At 65.5% G+C, this 17,414-nt stretch carries 12 protein-coding genes and 1 pseudogene; 10 read left to right on the top strand and 3 right to left on the bottom strand.

All coding sequences use genetic code 11. The annotated features are described in order from the left end of the window. The first annotated feature begins 317 nt into the window (after window positions 1-317). The 4 genes from ASF57_RS27170 to ASF57_RS24055 all read left to right on the top strand — a co-directional run bounded on the left by ASF57_RS27170 (window position 318) and on the right by ASF57_RS24055 (window position 3,496). Window positions 318-722, top strand: coding sequence for a hypothetical protein (locus tag ASF57_RS27170; RefSeq protein WP_056488628.1), 405 nt, complete (start codon window positions 318-320; stop codon window positions 720-722). 191 nt (window positions 723-913) lie between these two features. After that, on the top strand, window positions 914-1,996 hold the full coding sequence (locus tag ASF57_RS24065) for a catalase family protein (RefSeq protein ID WP_056488625.1): 1,083 nt from the start codon (window positions 914-916) through the stop codon (window positions 1,994-1,996). A gap of 37 nt (window positions 1,997-2,033) precedes the next feature. Continuing rightward, a complete protein-coding gene (locus ASF57_RS24060; protein WP_056488621.1) occupies window positions 2,034-2,603 on the top strand; it encodes a type 1 glutamine amidotransferase domain-containing protein in 570 nt (189 codons plus the stop codon). An 86-nt stretch (window positions 2,604-2,689) separates the two neighbouring features. Further along, window positions 2,690-3,496, top strand: coding sequence for an SDR family oxidoreductase (locus ASF57_RS24055; protein ID WP_056488618.1), 807 nt, complete (start codon window positions 2,690-2,692; stop codon window positions 3,494-3,496). A gap of 109 nt (window positions 3,497-3,605) precedes the next feature. Here ASF57_RS24055 and ASF57_RS24050 read toward each other — a convergent pair whose 3' ends face one another. Beyond that, complete coding sequence (locus ASF57_RS24050) at window positions 3,606-5,687, bottom strand: PAS domain-containing sensor histidine kinase (RefSeq protein ID WP_056488611.1); 2,082 nt, start codon at window positions 5,685-5,687, stop codon at window positions 3,606-3,608. Window positions 5,688-6,633: 946 nt separating this feature from the next. Between ASF57_RS24050 and ASF57_RS24045 the strand changes: the two genes are divergently transcribed. Beyond that, a complete protein-coding gene (locus ASF57_RS24045; protein ID WP_056488607.1) occupies window positions 6,634-7,368 on the top strand; it encodes a Crp/Fnr family transcriptional regulator in 735 nt (244 codons plus the stop codon). Window positions 7,369-7,524: 156 nt separating this feature from the next. Then, on the top strand, window positions 7,525-7,764 hold the full coding sequence (locus tag ASF57_RS25290; protein WP_082504486.1) for a hypothetical protein: 240 nt from the start codon (window positions 7,525-7,527) through the stop codon (window positions 7,762-7,764). A 539-nt stretch (window positions 7,765-8,303) separates the two neighbouring features. Here ASF57_RS25290 and ASF57_RS26295 read toward each other — a convergent pair. Next, the gene (locus tag ASF57_RS26295) at window positions 8,304-9,086 is read right to left on the bottom strand and encodes a BON domain-containing protein (RefSeq protein WP_162241599.1); all 783 of its coding nucleotides are present in this window, start codon (window positions 9,084-9,086) and stop codon (window positions 8,304-8,306) included. Between the two features lie 1,039 nt (window positions 9,087-10,125). On the opposite strand from ASF57_RS26295, the gene ASF57_RS24025 reads away from it, so the two are divergent. From ASF57_RS24025 to ASF57_RS25280, 3 genes and pseudogenes are all read left to right on the top strand, one after another. Further along, complete coding sequence (locus ASF57_RS24025) at window positions 10,126-11,358, top strand: HWE histidine kinase domain-containing protein (RefSeq protein WP_056488596.1); 1,233 nt, start codon at window positions 10,126-10,128, stop codon at window positions 11,356-11,358. 468 nt (window positions 11,359-11,826) lie between these two features. Next, window positions 11,827-12,273: a hypothetical protein gene (locus ASF57_RS25285; protein ID WP_156376328.1), complete on the top strand. Its 447-nt coding sequence runs from the start codon at window positions 11,827-11,829 to the stop codon at window positions 12,271-12,273. 134 nt (window positions 12,274-12,407) lie between these two features. Next, window positions 12,408-13,650 (top strand): annotated as a pseudogene (locus ASF57_RS25280) (ATP-binding protein); the annotation flags it as partial. On the opposite strand, the gene ASF57_RS24015 reads toward ASF57_RS25280, so the two are convergent. Then, window positions 13,574-14,737 (bottom strand): acetate/propionate family kinase, encoded by a 1,164-nt coding sequence (locus ASF57_RS24015; RefSeq protein WP_244477105.1) that lies wholly within the window; start codon window positions 14,735-14,737, stop codon window positions 13,574-13,576. The pseudogene ASF57_RS25280 and the gene ASF57_RS24015 sit on opposite strands and share 77 nt — an antisense overlap. Window positions 14,738-14,875: 138 nt before the next feature. On the opposite strand from ASF57_RS24015, the gene ASF57_RS24010 reads away from it, so the two are divergent. After that, complete coding sequence (locus tag ASF57_RS24010; protein WP_082504479.1) at window positions 14,876-17,407, top strand: phosphoketolase family protein; 2,532 nt, start codon at window positions 14,876-14,878, stop codon at window positions 17,405-17,407. Window positions 17,408-17,414: the final 7 nt, after the last annotated feature.

Raw genomic sequence — 17,414 nt, 5'->3', positions numbered from 1 at the left:
ATAATCGGTGACCATTTGGAGGATCCTGTCGAACGTCTTGTTCAACTTATCGATTGTCGCCTCATCGTCGGGGCCGGCCTGTTCGACGTGAGCAAGCACCCCTACGAGGTGGCGCTGCATTCGAGTGAAGACCAAGAGGTGTTCACCCTAGATCGATACCGGCCGCATCCGCCGAACCGGGGTGACGCGACAGGTTGCGACATCGCGACCGGTGCGGAACCAGAGCCCGGTAGAAGTGCTTCTCCCGCAACAACCGCAATGGAAGCCACGTGAGCGCAAGCATACTGTGGCTAGAGGTCGGAGGGTCAGACCCCACGATGAACTATAAGCTCGCCTTCAGTCTTCCACTCCTCGCCGTCCTGGCTGCGCCCGTTTCGGCCCAGGCCGCGGGCCGCCCGTCAGGGGCGGCGTTGATACACGGCAACTACTGCGGCCCAGGCAACAACGCTCCCGCGGCCCCGGTTGACGCGCTTGATGCGGCATGCGCCCGACACGATGCATGCACCCCCGATGGCGGGTTGGCCACGAAGGCCTGCAACCTGCGCCTTCAGACAGAGGCGGATGCCATCTCCCACGACCCTAGGCAGCTAGACGAACTAAGGGCCATGGCAGGCTTGGTGTCAGCCGGCGCCTTGATGATGATGTCGGCCCGTGAGCCCGCGACAGGGACGGTGGCCACCCGAAGCCGAGATGTGAAGGCCTGGGCAGCGTACACCCGGTAGCCCCGGCTGCGCGCCAACTCAGGATTGTCGCGTCACGCAAGCAGACGCCGCCGCGTCAGTCGGCTGTCGATGCTCCCTGGCTGTCCGCTCCGACGCCAGGAAGGCGTGGAGCGTTTCTCCAAGCCTGGCGGCGACGCCCGACCTCCGACTTGTACCGTCTACCCCTACCGACCAGCTCCGGAGGAACAAGCATGGCCTACCTTCGCTACGCGCCAGGCATCGAGACGCCCGCACCGGACGAGCAGAAGTCCATCGATGGGATCATCCGAGGGATGATCCAGCAGTCGCAGGTCGTCGAGAAGCGAGAGCACCACGCCGTGCGTGCGAGCCACGCCAAGAGTTCGGCCTGTGTCGTCGGGGAGTTGATCGTCACGGAGAACCTACCGCCCGAACTCGCGCAGGGTCTGTTCGCCAAGCAAGGGGCGCATAAGGTCGCCGTGCGCTTCGCCCAGGGGCCGGGCGAGACCCTGGGCGACCGAGTGTCCACCCATCGCGGCATGTCGATCAAGGTGTTCGGGGTACCCGGCGAGAAGCTGCCCGGCCACGACGTCGACACCCAGGACTTTGTGCTTGCCACGGGCACGACCTTCCCGTCGGGCACGGCGGCGGGGTTCCTGCGGGACGGGACGGTTATCGGGAAATCGACGGGCCTGCCAGAGGGCGTGAAGAGCGCGGTCGCCACCACGGCGCGCAACCTCAACCGCGTATTGCACGCCTTCGGGACTGAGAGCGCCATGGCCGATTTCCTCGGCCATCCCTACAGCCACCCGCTCGCCGACAGCTACTTTAGTCAGGCCCCGATGCGGTTCGGCGATTACGTCGCCAAGCTTGGCGCAGTCCCGGCTTCCAAGGCACAGTTGGATCTGGGCGAATGGCGCCTCGACCCACATGGAGACGAGGACGGTTTTCGTCACGCGGCGGCGGCGTTCTTCCGCGAGTCCGACGTGGTCTACGAGCTGAAGGCGCAGCTCTGGGCCGATGCCGAGCGCCAGCCCATCGAGGATGCCTCTGTCGACTGGCCGGTTGCGATCAGCCCGTACCGCACGGTGGCGACGCTCCGCCTGCCCCGGCAGGACGCCTATTCCCGTGAGCGGGTTCGCTACTTCGACGAGGTGATGACCTTCCGCCCCGCGCACAGCCTCGCGGCGCACCAGCCGCTCGGTTCGGTGATGCGGGCGCGGCTTCAGGTCTACCGAGCGCTGAGCGACTTCCGCCACCGGGAGAACGGTGTGACCGCCGAGAACATCGCCTTGCCGGAGAGCATTCCGGCCTGACGCCGACCCCTTTCCACCACGCACAGAGGAGCCAACCATGACCCTTCAGGGCAAGACCATCGCCATTATGATCGCCCCTCGGGGGACGGAGGAGCCGGAGTTCACCAAGCCCCGCGAGGCGCTGCTCGCAGCCGGCGCGACCGTCACGGTGGTCGGGCTTGAGGCAGGCGAGGCCGAGACGGTCAACAACGACCTCGACCCGGCTGGGAAGTATCTGGTCGACAAGGTCATAGACGGCGTGTCCGCCTCAGACTTCGACGGGCTCGTCATCCCCGGCGGCAGTGTGGGGGCCGACAAGCTCCGCGGCAGCGAGGCCGTGGTCGGCTTCGTCCGGGACTTCTTTCAGCAGGCCAAGCCGGTCGGTGTCATCTGCCACGGGCCCTGGACGCTTGTGGAGGCCGACGTCGTGAAGGGGCGCAAGCTTACCTCCTTCCCGACGGTGAAGACCGACATTCGTAACGCGGGCGGTGAATGGGTCGACGCGGAGGTGGTGGTCGACAAGGGCCTCGTCACCAGCCGTAACCCGAAGGACCTACCGGCGTTCTGCGCCAAGATCGTCGAGGAGTTCGCGGAAGGGCGCCATCCGGAGCAGGCCCGCAGCGCCTGAAGCCGTCTCACGCCCGCTGCGGCTCAGCCTAGCCTCGGGTATTCAACGCTGGTCGACCCAACCACCGCTTTCCCAAGGAGACAGCCATGGATCTCGGCATCAAGGGACGAATCGCCGTCGTGACAGGTGGGAAGTCGGGCATGGGTCGCTCGACCGCCGAGCAACTGTTGCGCGAGGGCGTCCACGTCGTCCTGACTGATAAGGAAGGCCCGGAGCTGCAAGCCACCGCCGCGGAGCTGTCGGCGCTGGGTCAAATCCGCGCCGTGGAAGCCGACCTTAGCGGGGCCAAGGGGATAGAGGTGCTCGCCGCCTTTGCCAACATGGCCTTCGATGACAAGCCCACCATCCTCGTCTGCGCCGCCGGCATCACGGGAGCGTCTGGCGACTTCCTCGAACTCACGGACGAGGACTGGATTGAGGCGTTGCAGACCGATCTCATGGCCGGAGTGCGCGCGACCAGAGCCTTCATCCCGCACATGCGCAAGGCGGGCTGGGGCCGCATCGTGCTGTTCTCCTCGGAGGACGCGGTGCAGCCCTATATCGAGGAACTGCCGTATGCCGCCGCCAAGGCCGGTGTTCTGAACCTCGCGAAGGGACTGTCGAAGGCCTACGGCTCGGACGGCGTACTCGTGAATGCGGTCGGACCGGCCTTCATCGCGACGCCGATGACCGACGCTCAAATGGAGAAGAAGTCAAAAGAGAAGGGCATTTCCTTCGACGAGGCGGTTCAACAAACGTTGGATGAGGAGCGCCCTGGCATCGTCGCAAAGCGCCGCGGCCGAGCTGAGGAGGTTGCGGCGGCAGTGGCGTTCCTTTGCTCGGAACACGCCAGCTTCATCACCGGCGAGTTCCTCCGGGTCGACGGCGGCTCCGTTATGACTATGGGGGCCTAAGGCTTCGTTGCGGACCAGCAGCCGTTCTGTGTTGATGCACATGGGAACGGCTGCTTTCTGGACGCCCGCGCTCTCACAGCAGTGACTGCGGGGTCGAAGCCGGGCCTGATCAGATCGAACCCCTCGCATGAAGGCCGAGAAGCCGGTGCAGGATGTCGCCCAGTTGCACTGCCGAGTACGGCTTCTGCAGTAGCTCGAACCCGTGCGTGCCCTCCTGCGCCAGCACGTGGCTGTAGCCGGATGCCAGGACCACCGGCAGGTCCGGCAACCGACGCTGCAGGCCCTTGGCGAGCTCTACGCCACCCATGCCTGGCATTACCACGTCGGTGAACACCAGGTCGAAGCCTGCCCCGTCGCCGCCCAACAGGTCCAACGCTTCCTCGGCGTTGGCCGCCCAGGTCGGTCGATAACCCAGGTCCTCAAGGATCTGGGTCGCGAACTGACCGACGCCGATGTTGTCCTCCACGACGAGGATGCGCTGCCCCGTGCCGAGAGGCGTCAGGCCCCCTTCGGGCCCGCGGACCCGGGCCTCGACCTCCGCTTGCTCGACTTCCGGCAGGTAGAGGGTGAAGGTGGTGCCCTGGCCGATTGTGCTGGCCACGTCGATGTCGCCGCCGGATTGCTTCGCGAAGCCGAATACCTGCGACAGGCCAAGCCCCGTGCCCTTACCGACCTCCTTGGTGGTGAAGAACGGCTCGAAGATCCGGCTAAGCAGGTCCGGCGGAATGCCTGAACCCGTGTCGACGAGGGAGACTGCAGCGAAGGCCTTGCGCGAGCCGGCATGGCCGCGGATGACGGGAAGGGTCGTCCGGCATCCGAGGCGCAGGGTGAGGGTTCCTCCCCCGTCCATGGCATCTCGTGCGTTGACGGACATGTTGATGAGCGCGGTTTCGAACTGGCTTAGGTCCGCCCGGACGAAGCAGGGCGCATCGGGTACCTCCGCGACCACGCGGACGCGTGCGCCCGTCACGGTATCGAGCATCTCCGCGATCCCACGCATCCTCTCGCCGACGTCGAACACCTCCGGCTTGAGGGCCTGGCGGCGTGCGAAGGCGAGCAACTGGCCGGTTAGCTTGGCGGCGCGCTCAACCGTATCGGACACGGCGTTGAGGTAGCGATCCTTGCGCGCCTCCGGCAGGTCCGGTCGGCGAAGGAAATCCACGGAAGAGCGGATGATCGTCAGCAGGTTGTTAAAATCGTGGGCGACGCCGCCGGTGAGCTGGCCGACGGCTTCCAGCTTCTGGGATTGGCGCAGAGCCTCCTGGGCCTGCTCCAGCTCGGCCTGCCTTTCCCGGGCCTCGGTGATGTCGCGTCCGGTCGCGTAGGTCAGCGTTCCGGCCGGGGCGGCGGTCCATGAGATCCAGCGCGTCGAGCCATCCTTGTGCCGGTAGCGGTTGACGATATGGGGCATCCCGCCCTCGGACGCCTCGGTATAGGCGTCGACCGTCTCGACGTGGTCCTCCGCCAGGACGAACTCGTTGACGTGGTGACCGACCAGTTCGTGCGGCTCGTAGCCGAGAAGGCGGGTCCATGCCGGGTTGACCCGCCGGAAGACGCCCGCGAAGTCGATGATGAGCATCAGGTCGGGCGCGGTGTCCCACATCAGGTCCCGCTCGTTCGTGCGCTCCTCGACGCGCCGCTCCAAGGTCGTGTTCAGGCTGCGCACCTCGCCGAGTGCCCGCTCGAGCTTCTCCTGGCTGTCCTTCAGAGCAGCGTCGGCCAGCACCCGCTGCGTGGTCTCGTTGGTGAAGATGAACAGGCCCGCGATCCTGCCGTCGGCGTCGAGCACCCTTGAATACGAGAAGGAGAACCAGGTCTGCGCCGCCCCCCGGTCGGTATCGAGCGTCCACGGAAGGTCCTCGAAGCGGCGGCTGCGCCCGGCGAAGGCGTCTTCGATGATGGGCTTAGCCTGTTCCCAGGCATCCGCCCAGACTCTGTCGAAACGCTCGCCCATGGCCCAGGCCACCCGGGGGCCGAGCAGGCGGGAATAGGTGTCGTTGAAGAAGAAGTGCAGGCCCGGTCCCCAGGCCAGGATCATGCTCTCGGGCGAGTTCAGGACCAGCGAGAGCGCGGTCTTGAATGCTTGCGGCCACGTCTCGGGCTGCCCAAGGGAATGGGCAGACCAGTCGCGCGCGCGTATGAGGCGCGCGGCCTCACCGCCCCCGGCCAGGAACGCTGTCGCGTCGCTCACCGTGTCATGCCCAGCGGACGTCGTACGAAGCGGCAATGGCTGCGCCCGGACGTCTTCTCGCTAGGTCGGTGAGACCTCTCATCGAGTGTGTCGAAGACCGTGCAGTCGTAATTTTTGCAGTCGCCGAACGAAGTGATCGCGCGCTTCGGCTTATCGGAGGACATTTCAGGGGCCATGCCCCCTTATGGCACACGCGCCTTCGGGGGTCGCCGAGGGATTGCTCCTCCGCCGGGCTAGGGTGCCTGCTTTTCCCTTCGAACCGAAGTCGCCATCAGAGCGACGAACTGCAGCTTTCGGGCAGCGCCGATGGTAATATGAACGGCCGCGTTGGGTCGGTACCTGACGGTCCGGTCTACGTCCGGGTCGGGTGGAATGCAGACGTTCGTCGATGGCCTACCGAACGTCCGCATCACGTCTGAAGCGGACGTGACCTGACCTGGCGCGCTCAGGTTAATGTGAGATACCCGACCGACAGAACGCCGATTAACAAGAGCCAATGACAAGCGCAGTACGGTTTAATACGCTGTCGTCTTCGCTAGGAAATAGAACTTTATCGAAGGTAGCGCTGTTGAAAATTTATTTCGACTTCGATGATAGTCGCGCCCCGTTCAGGGATGAGGAAGGGATGGACCTTCCCGACGTAGAGACTGCCCGGACAGAGGTCCTTAGGGCGCTCGCAGATATCGCCAAAAACGTTCTGCCGAGAAGCGATCAACAGGCGTTCAAGATTTCAGCCCGTAATGCCTCCGGAGACATCGTCTACAGCGCAGAAGTGACAGTTTCAGGCGGACGGCACGAGCCTCGCTATCCGTAAAATCGCTCTGCGGATTTGCGTAGTCGTCAGGCTGTACAAGCTTGGAATTATATTCCAGATTTCGGCGCAACTTTCTGGTGCACTGCCGCTTAGCTCGGCATAGTGGCCATAGGGCATGGCCCGGGAGGGCAGATGCTCAATCCGTTCATCCAGAAGCTTGGACGCCGTTTCGTCCTGTCTGGGTCCGAAGAGAAGGCTCTCACGGATGCGAGTGCGCGCGTTCGCGATGTCCCATCCCGAACCGCACTCATCTCGGAAGGAGACGTGCCCGATCACGTCCACCTGATCCAGAAAGGGTTTGCCTGCCGCTATAAGGTGCTTCCAGGCGGTGGACGGTCGATTGTCGCCTTCCTTATCCCGGGAGACTTCTGCGACCTGAACGTGTCGATCCTCGGCGAGATGGATCACAGCATCGGAACAATCAGCTCCTGCGACGTGGTGCGTATCCCGCGTTCGGTGATGAATGACCTCAGCGGGAAACATCCGGGCCTGAACCGTGCCTTGCAGTGGGCTGGCCTCGTCGATGAAGCGATCCTTCGGGAATGGCTGGTGTGCATGGGCCGTCGTTCGGCCGACGAGCAGGTCGCACACCTGTTCTGTGAGTTCCTGATCCGCCTCCAGGTGGTGGGGCTTGCGACAGAGAACAGCTACCAGTTTCCCCTCATCCAACTCGATCTCGGTGATGCAACCGGGCTGTCGAACGTCCACATCAACCGGGTGCTCCAGGAGTTACGACGTTTGGGGCTGGTGGTGTTCAAGGAAAGGCGTGTCACCTTACCCGATGTCGCTGCCATCAAGGCCTATGCGGGGTTCAATCCGAACTACCTCCACCTGCATCCTAAGGCTCCCCCATACCCCGCTATGTGAGGTACCCGACCGTTCTTTGGAACCAAGGGGAAAACACCCATTTATTAGTTTTTAGGTCGACACAACGCCTATATCAAAAGTTATCGCGGCCATACTCTCGGCTTTCCGCGCCTGTGAGACCTCGTGTGCTCCCGCCTGCTGCGCGCGGAGAGCCCTATGCCTCGCTACTTCTTCGATATCCATGACGGCCAAACGCTTCGCGACGACGAGGGCATGGACCTCGCCGGTCCTGAAGAAGCTGCTCGTCAAGCAAAGTCGGTCCTGCCTCAGATCGCAGCGCACGAGGTGCCCAAGGACGGCGAACACCAAGCCTTCTCGGTTCTGGTGACGGACGAGGATGGCCATCCCATCTACTCGGCCGCTGTGACCTATACGGGCACGTGGCTGATCCGGTGATTGGGCCTCCATCTGCTGAGCCGGATGGGGCACCGTGCTACCGAGCCGTGATGCTCAACGCTGGCGGAGGCGGGGTTCTGAACACGCCGATTTCAGCCTCGGACGACAGCGAAGCTACGGACAAGGCACGAGCCCTTGTTGATCAGCATGCCGTCGACCTCTGGGATGGCATGCGGTTCATCGACCGGTTCGAACCGCCTCATCCTCTTCCGCGAACTGAGACCATCGCGGCATCCTGAAGGTCACGATTGATTGTCCGCTTAGCGTCAACTCCGGACGTTCAAAGCGTGCGGCTTGAAGGTCCGAGTAGGGTCGTGAGCGGGCACGGAGGCGATGTCCGCTTCTATCGATTGCTGCCCGGAAGCAGATTGACGGAAAACCACCCGACTTGGTCGTAGAGCAGTCCAGCCGGACTCGACCCAACGTAGTCGTACAAGTTACCGCAGGCGCCGCCCGAAAGCGGACATAAGCCCGGGTTCTGCTAAACGGCAGAGAAGGACCTGGTCCGGACCTTCCGCCTTGCCCGTTAAGGTATCTGCTCAGCAGTAGAAAGCGGACCTGCAGCGGCGGCCATGACATTGATGCGGCTTGGTCATGGTCGGATTACCTTTCCGGGAACGACACGCCTCCGCCGTGTACACGATGCCCGGCAGGGGCGTGTCGCTGCGCTCAGACGACGCTGATGCGGTTCTCGACCGCCGTAGTGCCCCGGGGAGGCCCAGGCCGCGCCTACCGCCTCGTGGACGCTCCTGCATCGAGCGGAGGGTGCCGCCGAGATAGATGATCCCGCCATCCGCGATGACGGTCAAGGTCTTCAGGTCGAACAGCCACGAGCGCTCCAGCGCCTCGCTGATCCTGTCGCCGACGGCCGCGACGTCGACCTGGGGCTTGACCACGATCCGGTTGTCCACCGCGACGACGCCGGACAACTGGCTGAGTTCGCGCTCGGCGACTTCGGACTGGAAGCGATGGTCCACGTGGCCGGTCAGGGTGACCGTACCCTTCGAAACCTTCACCATGACGCAATCCGGAGGGACGGCGACGTTCCAGGCGAGACGGGCGACGGCGGTCGCGGCGATGTCCTCGTCGGACCGCTTGCGGGCATATGGGACCACGACCTCGATCTCCTGGACGAGGGCCCCCACGCCCCAGACACGGCAGGCGGCGGCCTCTGCGGCGATCTTCTCGTCGTAGGTCCCCACCTTACCGGACAGGGCGACCACGCCGTTCTTGGCCGTGACACCGATCTCCGACGAGGTTACCGCCGGGTCCAAGATGAGTTCGGCCGTGACGCGATGCTGCAGGCTGGTGTCATGGGACATGAGGGTCTCCTTGGGCATGCCCGCATCAATGATGCGGGGAAGGTCCAGGATGCGTGGATGAGGCTCGGCGGGTTCGCTCCGGGCCAGGCTGTCCGGTTTCCAAGACAAGGCGTGTCCCGGCATCCGGCCAACGTAGGCAGTGCGGCGGCCCCGATCCTTGATCCAGCGTAAGGATCGAGCGGGACGATGCGGCCATCCTCGCGGCGGGATCGGTCGAACCAGGCACGCCCGGCAATCAAGGATCCATCCGGTCATGAACACGCACGTCGCATCTTGGACCGATGCCTCCGACGAACAAGTGACGCCCGCATCGGCGTCGCTCGACCCATTTGGCGGAGAGCCTCCGCATGATTGGGCTCGCCGCCATCGGATCGGCGGCCGTCGTATACCTGATGTGGCTGGTCTTCTGAGAGTTGGCTCGGCCGTCGCCATATCGACGAGACGGGCTCGCCGCTTGGATCCTCGAAGTCGACGGGGTCCAGCGCGCCCGCCTTAATAACGCCCCTGGCGAGAGGTGCTCCATCTCCAAGTGGTTCGCATCTGCCACGCACCAGCTCGATTAATGGCGCCGAGTGCGAGAAAGCGACCCTGCGCAAGGTCCCTAACCGCTTGTCTGAGCCGAAAGGTCGAAATCGGGGGCGGAACCCGGACGTTCCTGGTAACTATCCTGGCCGAGGTGACACCTCCGACGCCGGACAAGCGAGGACCAACTTTCCGTTCCAGCCCGAACCTGTCGCAGGGGTATCCAGATGGATCGACCAAATGTATTCGACGTAAATGCCATGTTATCTTGTCGGATTTGCGCTTTTTTCAAGTTATTGTTGTCTGTCGATGGCCGTCATGCAACTCATCCATGGCTTGATCTATCGCGGATATCATTGTAGAATAAATTCATCGCTGGCCAATACCAAAGGGCGTCGGCGCCTGAGAGTTCGATGTGCTCCCGCCTTTCGATAGCGGGAAGTCAAATGTCTCGATTTCATTTTGAAGGAAATAACCGGATTTCGCGCGCCGATGTGTGGGCGACCGGAAATCTGGCTTGAACGACCGTGATCCTTCAGACCCGTTCCATCACGACCGGGAAGTATCGCTGGAAGCCGAGATCGCGCTCCTGAGGCGTTCACTCGACGAGGCGGTGCGGCGCGTGGCCGAGGGTTCCCCCGCGGTCGCCATCGAGCACGAGCGGGAGATCGCGAAGGGTCGGGCCGCCCTGGCCCTCGCCGATACCCGTGCCGCCGAATTAGAGCGGACCATCGCCCATCTGACAGCCCGCCTCGCCGCGCTTGGGCACAGCGAAGCCCGGTATCGGCTCGCCGTGGAGAGTGCCCGGGACTATGCGATCTTCACCCTGGATCTCTCCGGGCGCATCACCGGATGGAACACCGGCGCCGAGAACCTGCTCGGATGGGACGAGGCGGAGGCGCTCGGCCGTGCGGTGAACGTCATCTTCACGCCCGAGGACAATGACGAGGCCATCGCCGAGGAAGAGATGAGGCTCGCGGTGACCGATGGGCGGGCCGACGACAACCGCTGGCACCTGCGCAAGGACGGTGGGCGGTTCTGGGCCAACGGCCTGATGATGCCGATGCGTGACGACGCAGGCGGCCTGACGGGCTTCCTGAAGATCCTCAGGGATCTCACTGAGGCGCAGCTCGCGAGCCAGCACCAGCAGACCCTCATCCACGAGCTCAATCACCGCGTGAAGAACACCCTCGCCACCGTGCAGGCATTTACGAACCAATCGCTCCGCACCGCGACCTCCATGCAAGAGGCCCGGGAAGCCATAACCGCTCGCCTCATTGCCCTTTCCCGGGCGCACGACGTGCTCACCGTCGAGAAGTGGGACGGTGCGGATCTCGGCCGGCTGGTGAAGGACGCCCTGAGCCTCCACAACACGCTTGCGCAACGCTGCGTCTGGGAGGGTGATCCTGTCAGGCTCGTGCCCCGCGCAGCGCTCGCCCTGTCCATGATGGTGCACGAGCTCGCGACAAACGCGACCAAGTACGGGGCCCTGTCGAACGAGGCAGGCACCGTGATGGTGTCCTGGGCGGCCGTCGACGTGGACGAGGCCGCCTCGCCCGAGGCCGCTCGGCGCCTCAGGCTGCGCTGGCAGGAAGGAGGCGGGCCGCCGGTCCTGCCGCCGACCCGGAGGGGCTTCGGCAGCCGCATGATCGAGCGGGGCCTCGCTAACGAACTCGGAGGCAAGGTACGCATCCGTTACGAGCCCGCCGGCGTCGTGTGCACCCTGGACATACCCCTCGAACAGGCTTGATCCGGTCGTTCGGTGGGCGCTCGGAATGGATGGAACCGGTTCTGGCAGATTGGGGCGGAATGCCGAAGACGGATGGGATGGCTCCGTCCCATAAATAATCGCCCGGACCCAATGGGCCCAACGTCCAGCCGCAATGGGTCTCCGCGGCGTTCGCCGTCATCGGAACCGATGCGTCCGCGATAGTGCTGGCCGGCTGGTAGCTCGACGTACCGAGATGCGGAGCATCTTCCCGGGCGAGCCGCCAATGGTCGCCCTGACGGCGCTCGCCTGCATCCTGTTGGGGCATCGCTGCTGCTAGCTTCGCGCAGGGATACGGGTTCGCTGAACCGTTCGGCCCAGCGGTCTCTTGCCGGGGCCGCCGGCATCCTCGCGCTCGGGGGCGGGCTTCAGTACGTGGTCCCTGGAAGCTTCCGCCTGGACGACTAGGTCCAGCGCCTCCTGTTCGCTCCCTTGAAGCCCGGCAGCGACATGGCGCTCATCACGGTCATCTGCATCCTAACGACCGTTGCCGGCCTCGTCCTGCAGGGGACCGGAAACCGACAACTGCGCCACCGCGCCGGCCTGTCCGCCCTGTGTGGGTTCGTCATCGCCGCGGCCTGCGGGATCGGCTACGCCTACGGCCTCGGCGCCTTCCACCAAGGCGGTCCGTACTCCCGCATGGCCCTGGTAACCACCGTGACCCTCGGCTTCCTTTCCGCGTCGGTACTGTTGAGCCGTCCGGACGGACCTTGGGTCAGGACGGCGTTCGGCGGCGGCGAGGCCGGGGCGGTCACGCGACACCTGCTCCCGACCGTCGTCGTGGTCCCGCTGGTGCTCGGACGGCTTCAACTCCATGCGGTGCACAACGGCGTGATGGAGGCCGAGACGGGAACGGTCCTCCTGGTCATCGTCCTCATGGGGGGCTGGCCGGACTGATCATGCGCCTTGCCCGAAACGTCGACAGCCGCGTCGCGTCCAAGCTGAGGCTGCGAGAGACGCTGCAGGGCATGAACGACACTCTTCGACGACGGATCGCCGAGCGCACAGGCGAGCTGTCCGAAACCCAGGCCGCGCTGCTGCAATCCCAGAAGATGGAAGCCGTCGGCCAGTTGACCGGCGGCGTGGCGCACGACTTCAACAACCTGCTGACCATCATCCGCTCATCCGGCGAGTTCCTTCGACGGCCCGACCTCAACGAGGAGCGCCGGCGCCGCTACATGGATGCCGTTTCCGACACCGTAGATCGGGCCGCGAAGCTGACCGCGCAACTGTTGGCTTTCGCCCGGCGCCAGCCCCTCACGCCCGAGGTGTTCGACGCCGGCGCCCGGATGCGATCCGTCGCGGACATGCTCGATTCCCTCACTGGGGCCCGCATCCGCATCGTGACGCATCTGCCCGTCATCGCCTGCCACGTCCGCGCCGACGTCAGCCAGTTCGAGACGGCGTTGGTGAACCTGGCGGTGAATGCCCGCGACGCCATGGGTGGCGAGGGCACGCTCTCTATCCGTCTGACCTGCGACAAGCCGATGCCGCCCATCCGCGGGCATGCCGGTTCGTCCGGCCCGTTCGTCTCCGTGGAGGTCTTGGATACTGGTTCAAGCATTCCGGCGGATAACCTTGGGCCCATCTTCGAGCCGTTTTTCACCACCAAGGACGTCGGCAAGGGCACCGGGTTGGGGCTAAGCCAGGTTATCGGCTTCACCAAGCAATCCGGAGGCGACGTCGACATGGCCAGCGTCGTCGGCCATGGCACCACCTTCACTCTCTACTTGCCCCAGGCGAACGACGAGGCCGATGCGACCGCTGTCGCCCCGGTGCTTGAGAGCGTTCCCAGCGGTCAGCCTGACCGATGCGCGCTGATCGTCGAGGACAACGTCGAGGTCGGACAGTTTTGCGCGCAGATCCTTCACGACCTTGGCTACGTCACGGTCCTGGCCCATTCGGCGGAGGCGGCGCTTGCGGAGATCGAGGCGGTGCCCTTCACGCTTCGACGCCGCGTTCTCGGACGTGGTGATGCCGAGCATCGGCGGGATCGGGCTCGGCGGCCGGCTCCGAGAGCTACATCCCGACCTTCCGGTCATCCTCATGTCCGGCTACAGCCACGTGCTGGCGCAGGACGGGGCGCACGGGTTTGACCTGGTGCGGAAGCCCTACTCCGCCGCGGAGGTCGGCAAGGCGCTGTCCCAGGCGGCCGGGCGGCGATCCAAGCCCTGGCATGAGCCCGAGAGCCTTTCCCCTATCGAGGTCGAGGTCCCTCATCGATCAAGTGCGATACCTCCTCCGCGATCTCCCGTTCCTCGCCGGCCGGAATGACCAGAAGCGGGATTGGCGAACCCTCGCTGTCGATGCGCGGGCCGCCTTCAGCGTTGAGTCGCGGATCGAGGTGCAGGCCGAGGAAGGAGAGCCTTGCGCAGACGGATGCCCGGATGGCTGCCGCGTTCTCGCCGATGCCACCGGTGAAGACGAAGGCATCGAGGCCTCCGAGGGCGGCGACGAGGGAGCCTGTCTCGCGAGCGACGCGGTAGGCGAAGAGGTCGAGCGCCTCGTGGGCCTCGGGCGCCGCGCTCGCCTCAAGGACCCGTACGTCGTCGCTGACGCCGGACACCCCGAGCAGGCCGGAGCGCAGGCTGAGCAGGTCGGCTACCTCGGACGGTGCCATGCCCCGCGCTTGGATCAGGTGTAGGACGAGCCCGGGATCGACGGTGCCGGAACGGGTGCCCATCATCAGGCCCCCGAGTGTCGTGAGCCCCATCGTGGTCGCCGCGCTGCGTCCCCCCGCCAAGGCACATAGGCTCGCGCCGTGGCCAAGATGAGCGACGACGATACGGCCCTTTGCCCTCTCGCCGATGAGTTTGGGCAGCACTCCTGCGATGTGGGCGTAGGACAGGCCATGGAAGCCGAAGCGCAGAAGGCCGTCCCCGGTCAGCACGCGCGGGATCGCCTCGATCTGGGCCAACCGGTCCTGGGTCCGATGGAAGGCGGTGTCGAAGCAGGCGATCTGCGGCAGGCCGGGCCACGCCTCCTCGACGGCCGCGATGCAGGCGAGCCCCTGCAGTTGGTGACCGGGGGCGAGTGGCACCAGGGTCTTCAACTCGGCGATCAGGGGTCCGTCGATGCGGGCCGGGCCGGCATGGCGGGCACCTCCATGGACGATGCGGTGCCCGACCGCCCGTAGGTGCAGATCCGGCAGTCGACGAAGGCAAGTGAGGAGCCACTTCACCAAGAGGGCGAGATCGCCCGCCGGCGGCACATCCTCTTTGAGGTCGAGGTCGCCCGTGACCATCAGGTGCGGGGACCCGCCGATCCCGGCGACGTGAACGCGCCAGATGGCGGAGTCCTCGCCACCCTCGAACAGGGCGCAGCGCAGGCTGGACGAACCGGCATTGAGGACGAGGATCACACGCATCTCCGGGCAGGCCCCCGAGTGGCACGGCCCGGCCGGGCGCGACGTGATCCAGATCAAAGAACCGCCAACCGGGGAATGCCACGACGGGCTTCATGGGGCGCTGGGTCGTCCCGCAATGCCCGGGAATCCCGAATGCCTGTCGCGAGCGATCCGAAGCCTGCCGTCGTCCGGAAGTTCGCAGGGGAACCTGTATCCCTCGACTTCGTGCCCGGGCCCCTGGGACCGACGGGCCTTGACGCCATCGACGCCTACTGGCGGGCGGCGAACTACCTCTCGGTCGGCCAGATCTACCTGCTCGACAACCCGCTGCTGCGTGAGCCCCTGTCCCTCGGACAGGTGAAGCCGCGCCTGCTCGGCCACTGGGGCACGACGCCCGGCCTCAACTTCATCTACGCGCACCTTAACCGGACCATCGTCCTGCGCGACCTCGACATGATGGCCGTCTGGGGACCGGGCCACGGCGCACCCGGGCTCGTGGCCAACGCCTGGCTTGAAGGAACCTACGGCGAGGTCTACCCGGATGTCGGGTCCGACACGGACGGGATGCGACGCCTGTTCCGGCAGTTCTCGTTCCCCGGTGGCATCCCGAGCCATGCTTCGCCGGAACTACCCGGCTCGATCCACGAGGGCGGCGAGCTCGGCTACTCTCTAATCCACGCCTTCGGGGCGGCGCTGGACAACCCAGGTCTGATCGTCGCCTGCGTGATCGGCGACGGCGAGGCCGAGACCGGACCGCTGGCAGCCTCATGGCACGCCTCGAAGTTCCTCGACCCGGTCGGCGACGGCACGGTCCTGCCGATCCTCCACCTCAACGGCTACAAGATCGCCAACCCGACCCTGCTCGCCCGGATGCCGGCGGCGGAACTGCGCAGCCTCCTCGTCGGCTACGGCTACGAGCCGCTCTTCGTCGAGGGCGACGAGCCTGGCCCGATGCACCAGGCAATGGCAACTGCGCTCGACTACGCCCTCGATCGGATCGCCGAGATCCGCGAACTCGCACCAAACCGCGATGTTGGCCGGCCGAGCTGGCCGATGATCGTCCTGCGCAGCCCGAAAGGCTGGACCGGCCCGAAGGTCGTCGACGGCAAGCCGGTGGAGGGGACCTGGCGGTCGCATCAGGTCCCGGTGGCGGCGCTCCGCGAAAACCCGGAGCACCTCGCGATCCTGGAGACCTGGATGCGGTCCTACCGGCCCGACGAGCTCTTCGATGATGCCGGCCGCCTCGCGCCGGCCCTGGCAGCGCTGCACCCGCGCGGCGACCGGCGGCTGAGCGCCAACCCGCATGCCAACGGCGGACCCGATTCGAGGCCGCTGCGCCTGCCCGACCTCGCCGCCTACGCCGTCGCGATGCCGTCCCACGGCACGGCGGTCGCCGAGGCCACCCGCGTCCTTGGCCGCTACCTTCGCGACGTGCTCGCCCTCAACACGGAGGCCCGCAACTTCCGGGTGATGGGGCCGGACGAGACCCTGTCCAATCGCCTCGACGCCGTGTTCGACGTCACCAACCGGGTCTGGCGCGACGCCATCCTGCCCACCGACGAGCACCTCGCGCGCCAGGGCCGGGTGATGGAGGTGCTGTCGGAGCACCTCTGCGAGGGCTGGCTCGAAGGCTACCTTCTCACCGGCCGGCACGGCGTCTTCGCCTGCTACGAGGCCTTCATCCACATCGTCGATTCGATGGTGAACCAGCACGCCAAGTGGCTGAAGGCCTCCCGGGCGCTGGCGTGGCGCAAGCCGGTGCCCTCGCTCAACATCTTGCTGACCTCGCATGTCTGGCGCCAGGACCAGAACGGGTTCAGCCACCAGGACCCGGGCTTCATCGACTTCGTCGCCAACAAGAAGGGCGACACGGCGCGGGTTTACCTACCGCCGGACGCGAACTGCCTGCTCTGGGTGATGGACCATTGCCTGCGCACACACGACCGCATCAACGTCGTCGTCGCCGGCAAGCAGCCCGCCCTGCAGTGGCTGGGCGTCGACGAGGCGGCGCGGCACTGCTCGGCTGGCATCGGCGTGTGGGAATGGGCCTCGAACGACGGCGGAGCCGAGCCGGACGTGGTCATGGCCTGCGCTGGGGACGTGCCGACCATGGAGACCCTGGCGGCCGTCGAGTGGCTCCGCACCCGCATTCCGGAGATCCGGATCAGGGTGGTGAACGTCGTCGACCTGATGACGCTGCCCTCGCCCGACATGCACCCGCACGGGCTCGACCACGCCACCTTCGACAGCCTGTTCACGCGCGACCGGCCGGTGGTGTTCGCCTACCACGGCTATCCGTGGCTGATCCATCGCCTGACCTACCAGCGCACCAACCACACCCACATCCATGTCCACGGCTTCGTCGAGGAGGGGACAACCACCACCCCCTTCGACATGGCGGTACTGAACGGCCTCGACCGCTACCATCTCGCGCTGGCGGCTCTGAGGTGGTCATCGGGGCTCGGGGCAGCCGTGCAGCATGCTGAGGAGGAGCTACGCGACCTGCTTGCTTTCCACCGCGAGCACGTCTGCCGCACTGGGGAAGACCTCCCACATGTCCGTGACTGGGCCTGGGCGGATGCGTCCGCCCTTGGTGGTACGCGGACCGCCAAAGCTGGGTTCGACCTGCAAATGGTGAGGGACGTCGTGGAAGACGAAACCGGGCCTGACGGCCAGACGCTCTAAGCGTCGC

Source organism: Methylobacterium sp. Leaf117, assembly GCF_001422985.1.
Classification (GTDB): Bacteria; Pseudomonadota; Alphaproteobacteria; order Rhizobiales; family Beijerinckiaceae; genus Methylobacterium.
This window is presented reverse-complemented; position numbering and strand designations above follow the sequence as displayed.

Bases quoted from the DNA above. Each gene is read 5' to 3' on its own strand.
- ASF57_RS26295 (WP_162241599.1), bottom strand. From the start codon at position 9,086: ATGTCCCATGACACCAGCCTGCAGCATCGCGTCACGGCCGAACTCATC.
- ASF57_RS24065 (WP_056488625.1), top strand. From the start codon at position 914: ATGGCCTACCTTCGCTACGCGCCAGGCATCGAGACGCCCGCACCGGAC.
- ASF57_RS24010 (WP_082504479.1), top strand. From the start codon at position 14,876: ATGCCTGTCGCGAGCGATCCGAAGCCTGCCGTCGTCCGGAAGTTCGCA.
- ASF57_RS25290 (WP_082504486.1), top strand. From the start codon at position 7,525: ATGCCTCGCTACTTCTTCGATATCCATGACGGCCAAACGCTTCGCGAC.
- ASF57_RS25285 (WP_156376328.1), top strand. From the start codon at position 11,827: ATGGCGCTCATCACGGTCATCTGCATCCTAACGACCGTTGCCGGCCTC.
- ASF57_RS27170 (WP_056488628.1), top strand. From the start codon at position 318: ATGAACTATAAGCTCGCCTTCAGTCTTCCACTCCTCGCCGTCCTGGCT.
- ASF57_RS24055 (WP_056488618.1), top strand. From the start codon at position 2,690: ATGGATCTCGGCATCAAGGGACGAATCGCCGTCGTGACAGGTGGGAAG.
- ASF57_RS24060 (WP_056488621.1), top strand. From the start codon at position 2,034: ATGACCCTTCAGGGCAAGACCATCGCCATTATGATCGCCCCTCGGGGG.
- ASF57_RS24045 (WP_056488607.1), top strand. From the start codon at position 6,634: ATGCTCAATCCGTTCATCCAGAAGCTTGGACGCCGTTTCGTCCTGTCT.